The 5,494-nt window shown below is 44.0% G+C and carries 6 protein-coding genes; 5 read left to right on the top strand and 1 reads right to left on the bottom strand.

Going from position 1 to position 5,494, the window contains the following annotated elements; translation table 11 throughout:
* A partial coding sequence (locus ACFFAP_RS34240; RefSeq protein ID WP_375515390.1) for a hypothetical protein occupies positions 1–211 on the top strand: 211 nt, incomplete at its 5' end.
* Here the strand turns inward: ACFFAP_RS34240 and ACFFAP_RS34235 are convergent.
* On the bottom strand, positions 203–826 hold the full coding sequence (locus ACFFAP_RS34235) for a 4Fe-4S single cluster domain-containing protein (protein ID WP_375515389.1): 624 nt from the start codon (positions 824–826) through the stop codon (positions 203–205). The two genes, ACFFAP_RS34240 and ACFFAP_RS34235, sit on opposite strands and share 9 nt — an antisense overlap.
* 193 nt (positions 827–1,019) lie before the next feature.
* Between ACFFAP_RS34235 and ACFFAP_RS34230 the strand changes: the two genes are divergently transcribed.
* The 4 genes from ACFFAP_RS34230 to ACFFAP_RS34215 all read left to right on the top strand — a co-directional run bounded on the left by ACFFAP_RS34230 (position 1,020) and on the right by ACFFAP_RS34215 (position 5,432).
* Positions 1,020–2,213, top strand: coding sequence for an NAD(P)/FAD-dependent oxidoreductase (locus ACFFAP_RS34230; RefSeq protein WP_375515388.1), 1,194 nt, complete (start codon positions 1,020–1,022; stop codon positions 2,211–2,213).
* A 149-nt stretch (positions 2,214–2,362) separates the two neighbouring features.
* Positions 2,363–3,010 (top strand): HAD-IA family hydrolase, encoded by a 648-nt coding sequence (locus tag ACFFAP_RS34225; protein WP_375515387.1) that lies wholly within the window; start codon positions 2,363–2,365, stop codon positions 3,008–3,010.
* Positions 3,011–3,151: 141 nt separating this feature from the next.
* Positions 3,152–4,303 carry an alkaline phosphatase family protein gene (locus ACFFAP_RS34220; RefSeq protein ID WP_375515386.1) on the top strand — a complete coding sequence of 384 codons (1,152 nt, stop codon included), beginning with the start codon at positions 3,152–3,154 and terminating at the stop codon, positions 4,301–4,303.
* Between the two features lie 268 nt (positions 4,304–4,571).
* Entirely contained in the window at positions 4,572–5,432 is an 861-nt protein-coding gene (locus ACFFAP_RS34215; RefSeq protein WP_375515385.1) for a Tab2/Atab2 family RNA-binding protein, read from the top strand.
* Positions 5,433–5,494 lie beyond the last annotated feature (62 nt).

The following is a 5,494-nucleotide window of genomic DNA, read 5'->3' as shown; positions in this document are numbered from 1 at the left end:
TCAGAAGGTGAACGTTGAGCCTCAGAAGGTGAACGTTGAGCTTCAGAAGGTGAACGTTGAGCCTCAGAAGGTGAACGTTGAGCCTCAGAAGGTGAACGTTGAGCTTCAGAAGGTGAACGTTGAGCTTCAGAAGGTGAACGTTGAGCCTCAGAAGCTCAACTTTCAAGTTTTAACTGCCTCCTCTTGCCCTGTGCCTGCGCCCCTACGTTAATTCCAGCCCACCTTGATAGCCAGTGACAATGCGTCCACCATCCTTGAGGATGTGGATTTCTATCTGGTCGCTAGCCCAAGTAATCTGGTCTTGGAAAGCCGGATTTAACACACGAACTCGTTGATTGCTAGAAGAAACTGGAGAGTTGGGAGAATTAATTGCCAGAGATTGTACAAAAGGCCCGTCAATCAGGATATCGAGTTGTTCTAACAATTCTTGAGAACCTGGCGGCGCGGATTGAGACTGTAGTTGCTTGAGAGTGAACCCAGTAAAAGACATTACATTTAAACCAGCAGCTTTTACCTTACCAGCTAAAGACGCTAATGCAGTTGCTTGCCAAAAGGGTTCTCCACCAGAGAATGTTACACCCGTGTTATGGGGATTGCTGAGAATATTCTCGGCAAGGGTATCAACAGCAATCAATTGGTTAGCTTCAAATGACCAGGAGTTAGTATTAAAGCAGCCAGGACACTCACGGAGACAACCTTGTACCCAGATGACTGCACGACAACCAGGCCCGTTAACTTCTGACTGATCGACGTAACCCATAATATTGAGATAGCCTGGGGGAATTTCCATGAGTGCTAGCGATGGGTCAGTTGGCTTAATTTCCATCTCTTTAACTCCTTTTAGCCGTTGCCTGTTAACCGTTAACTATAGCGAATCTCCAGTTATATAACCGTGACTAATGACTAATGACTAATGACTAATCTCTCAAAAACTTTATGGAATTTTGAAAAGTCCGCTTTAACTTACTAGACTGAAGTTAGTTGCCCAGCTAGCATTAACCGTCCCATAGATATAATCGATGACACAACAAACTTCTAGAATTTGTATCCTTGGCGGAGGCTTTGGTGGTCTCTACACAGCCCTGCGCTTAAGCCAATTACCTTGGGAATCTACGCAAAAACCGGAAATTGTTCTGGTAGATCAAAGCGATCGCTTCCTATTCTCTCCCTTACTTTACGAATTACTCACTGGTGAACTGCAAACCTGGGAAATTGCCCCACCGTTTGAAGAACTTTTACAAGGCACAGGCGTGCGTTTTTATCAAGGAGTTGTGTCTGGAATTGATATCGACCAGCAACGGGTGAATATACAAGAAGGCCCCGAAATCCCTTACGACCGATTAGTGCTAACACTAGGAGGTGAGACACCGCTAGATTTAGTACCTGGTGGGACAGCCTACGGCTACCCATTCCGCACAATCTCTGATGCCTATCGTTTGGAAGAACGCTTGCGATTTTTAGAAGAATCGGATGCTGAGAAAATTCGGGTGGCAATTATTGGGGCTGGCTACAGTGGTGTAGAGTTAGCCTGTAAGTTAGCCGACAGACTAGGTGAAAGAGGACGCTTTCGGATCATTGAAATCGCCGACCAAATTTTGCGAACTTCCCCAGAGTTTAACCGGGAAGCAGCAAAGAAAGCAATAGAAGCCCGTGGCGTATTTCTTGATTTAGAAACCAAAGTGGAATTAATAGAGCAAAATACCATTTCCCTAGAGTACAAAAACCAGGTAGATACGATTCCCGTGGATTTGGTAATTTGGACTGTGGGAACTAGGGTTGCGCCCGTAGTGAAATCTCTTCCCCTCAAGCAAAACCAGCGTGGTCAAATCAGGACTACATCCAGTCTGCAAGTCCTCGATCATCCAGAAATCTTTGCCTTAGGAGATTTAGCAGACTGTCATGATGCTGAAGGACAGCAAGTCCCCGCTACCGCACAAGCGGCTTTGCAACAAGCTGATTATACTGCTTGGAATATCTGGGCAACTCTGACTAATCGCCCCCTTCTTCCCTTCCGCTACCAACAGTTAGGAGAAATGATGGCACTAGGAATAGACAACGCCACTCTCACTGGTTTGGGAATGAAACTAGATGGGCCCTTGGCATACGTCGCCCGGCGGATTGCCTATTTATATAGACTCCCAACTTTAGACCATCAACTCAAAGTAGGTTTTAATTGGCTAGTCCGTCCACTCATAGAAACACTTTCTAAGTAACTTAAGGTTAGTCATTAGTCATTTGTCGTTTGTCATTTGTCATTTGTCATTAGTGACTCTCCCGAGTCCCCATGCCCCTAATCCCCACTCCGTGGGGGCCCCGAGTTCCCCAGTCCCTACTTCCCACTCCCCAATTCAATCAAACTTTGATGGAACAACCGAAAGTTATTTTTTTAGATGCTGTGGGTACACTCTTCGATGTCAAAGGTAGTGTGGGCGAAGTTTATAGTCAGATAGCCCAAGAATTTGGCGTTACAGTTTCAGCCGAAACATTGAATACAGCCTTTATCAAAAGCTTTAAAGCAGCGCCGCCGCCGATATTTCCAGATGCAGAACTGCAAGATATTCCCCAGCGCGAGTTTGATTGGTGGCGGATAATTGCCCTAAACACTTTTGAAAGTGCAGGTGTTCTCAAGCAATTTTCTGACTTTTCGGCTTTCTTTAGCGAACTGTACATCCATTTTGGCACTGCCGAACCGTGGTTTGTCTATCCCGATGTTTTACCAGCTTTAATCAACTGGCGGCGGTTGGGAGTTACTTTGGGGGTGCTGTCCAATTTTGATTCTCGGATTTACTCAGTATTACAAAGTTTGGGATTGAGAGAGTTTTTTACCTCCGTCACTATTTCTACGCAGGTACGTGCAGCTAAACCCGATCCTCAAATTTTTGCCATTGCCTTAGACAAACATAAATGTTCTCCAGAGGCAGCATGGCATATTGGCGATAGCATTGTAGAAGATTACAACGGAGCGAAAGCAGCTGGACTCAGAGGCGTTTGGATCAACCGTGGAAAATGAGGGGGATATTTTGACGATCGCTATTTTTATAGCGCCTCAAATGGACACACTCGCCATTTTTATAGAATCTCAACACAATTGATATCAGATCAAAGACAGCATATACTCAACAGCTGATAATACTAATAATTCATAGTAGTTATGTCAGCACGGCAAACGCCTCAAAAGATTGTTTTTGCGTTTTGTTTACTTAGTTTGAGCCTTGCTGCGATCGCTTACTTGTTAAACTCTCAAGTATTCAAAAAGACGGAATCCACTCAACAACCCATCACAAATGAAAATACAGCAGTAGCAGCCTCTGTCCCAACAAAAGAAGATAAAGCAATCCCTAAATACGAACACATTTTTGTCATTATTGAGGAAAACAAGTCTTACGATCAGATTATGGGCAATTCCAATGCACCAATAATCAATCAACTAGCAAAAACTTACGGCTTTGCTAGCAACTTCTACGCTGAGGTTCATCCCAGCGAGGCGAACTACGTCGCTATTCTAGGTGGTAGTACTTTTGGTATCCATGACGATGACGCTTTTTATTGTCAGGTTGGTAGTTTCGACATATTTTGTGATAATTTTCTAAAATCTGACTATGTTAGTCACACTATCGCCTCTAAAAGCTTAATCGACCAACTAGAACAGAAAGGTCTAACGAGTAAGGGATACTTTGAAGACATCCCCACCCCAGGTTCTAAAGCAGTTGTTGCTCCTAGCTGGAACCGTGCGCTTTATGCTTCAAAGCATAACGGTTTTCTCAACTTCAAAAAAGTACAAGACGATCCTAATTTGTCAAGCAAGATTGTCGGTTTCGACCAGCTTGCTACTGACCTGAAAAGCGGCAATGTTCCCAATTACAGCCATATTATATTTAACCAATGCCATCAAATGCACGGTTTACAAGAGTGTCCCGATGTGCAACAACTAATTAAAACTGGTGACACAATGATTGGTGAAGTTGTCAAACAAATCACCACCTCAAAGCTTTGGGCTGCGTCAGGGAATAATGCGATCATCATTACTTGGGATGAAGATGACAATCCACGCAACAAAAAAGGCACTCAAGGTTGTTGCGGTTTTGACCCCAAAAGTAATGCTAACTTTGGTGGTGGTCACATTGCGACCATTGTAATTACTAACCACGGTTCACGGAGTGTAGTAGATAAAACACCCTATAATCACTACTCACTGTTGCGAACCACCGAAGATGCTTTTGGGATCTACGAATACCTGAATCTGGCGGGCGATACAGCTAAAGGAGTCAAGCCCATGACACGCCTGTTTGCTAAACAAGAATAGGGATGAAGAAATGGGGGAGATGAGGGACTTACAACTCAAAAAAGAACCTATCGCTATGTAGGCAGGGGAGCTTTCTAGCAGGGGGAGAAAGAAAATATTATCTGAGTATAATTGGGTAATTTATTTTCTGGAAGTCCCTAACGGAGATAAAAGGAGAGTTAGAACTTGAAGTTTCAGCCTCAAAGGCTCCCTTATTCCCCATGCTGCCCCAACACTCGTATGATCAACATATCAGGAAAACATAACAGCCAGATTTTTACCGCAAAACATGGGCAGTATTTGGGAAATCGATTTTTACTCTCGTCCGATTTTGGACGATAATCAGAAAAAAATTTGGGAAGTCTTAGTCTGCGAAAGCCCCTTGGATATCAGTACAAAAGTCGATTCTTTGTTTCACTATGCTCAATATTGTCCCAGTACCCAAGTGAATTCAGGCTGGTTGCGGACAGCATTGCAGGAAGCTATTAACCAAGCTGGAAAAGCACCAATTAAAATCCGCTTTTTCCGCCGCCAAATGAACAACATGATTACTAAAGCCTGCCAAGACTTGGGCATTCCCGCCCAGCCTAGTCGGCGTACTTTGGTTCTTAACCATTGGTTAGAACAGCGCATGGAGGAAGTGTATCCTCAAGAGGCAGGGTATCAAGGGGGGACTAATCCCTCAGTCCGCTTGGAAAAACCTTTGCCGCAACGTTTACCAGATGCTTTGGAAGGACAGCAGTGGGTGTTTGTTACTTTAGATGCTGCGGATTTGGCAGAAATGCCAGAGTGGGAAATTGGCTTTGGTGAAGCTTTCCCCCTAGAGTTGGCGAAAGTTTCACCCGAAACCCGTATTCCTGGTATTTTGATTTTCTCACCGAGAGCGTTGCCCTTGGCTGGCTGGATGTCTGGTTTAGATTTGGCTTTTTTAAGATTTGATACCAGCGAGGAGGCGAGATTGCTTTTAGAAACCGGTGTAACTGAAAGCTGGATTGTGGCAAATATCAAAAAACCTCAAATCTTAGCAGAAGCCAAAGGTTTTGAAGAAGCCAAGCAAAAAGCTAACGGAGTGCATTTTATCGGTGTACAGTCTGATCCCAAAGCAGAATCTTTTGCTGGTTTTTGGCTGTTGCAAGAGGTTAATCTCTGAAAATGGGGACTGGGGACAAATCAATTCAAAATTCAAAATTCAAAATTAAAGAACCTCTGGAA

It is taken from the genome of uncultured Nostoc sp. (assembly GCF_964245575.1).
GTDB lineage: Bacteria > Cyanobacteriota > Cyanobacteriia > Cyanobacteriales > Nostocaceae > Nostoc.
This window is presented reverse-complemented; position numbering and strand designations above follow the sequence as displayed.

What these genes read in the sequence shown, in the direction of transcription:
- ACFFAP_RS34220 (WP_375515386.1), top strand. Translation starts at nt 3,152, where the DNA reads ATGTCAGCACGGCAAACGCCTCAAAAGATTGTTTTTGCGTTTTGTTTA.
- ACFFAP_RS34215 (WP_375515385.1), top strand. Translation starts at nt 4,572, where the DNA reads ATGGGCAGTATTTGGGAAATCGATTTTTACTCTCGTCCGATTTTGGAC.
- ACFFAP_RS34230 (WP_375515388.1), top strand. Translation starts at nt 1,020, where the DNA reads ATGACACAACAAACTTCTAGAATTTGTATCCTTGGCGGAGGCTTTGGT.
- ACFFAP_RS34235 (WP_375515389.1), bottom strand. Translation starts at nt 826, where the DNA reads ATGGAAATTAAGCCAACTGACCCATCGCTAGCACTCATGGAAATTCCC.
- ACFFAP_RS34225 (WP_375515387.1), top strand. Translation starts at nt 2,363, where the DNA reads ATGGAACAACCGAAAGTTATTTTTTTAGATGCTGTGGGTACACTCTTC.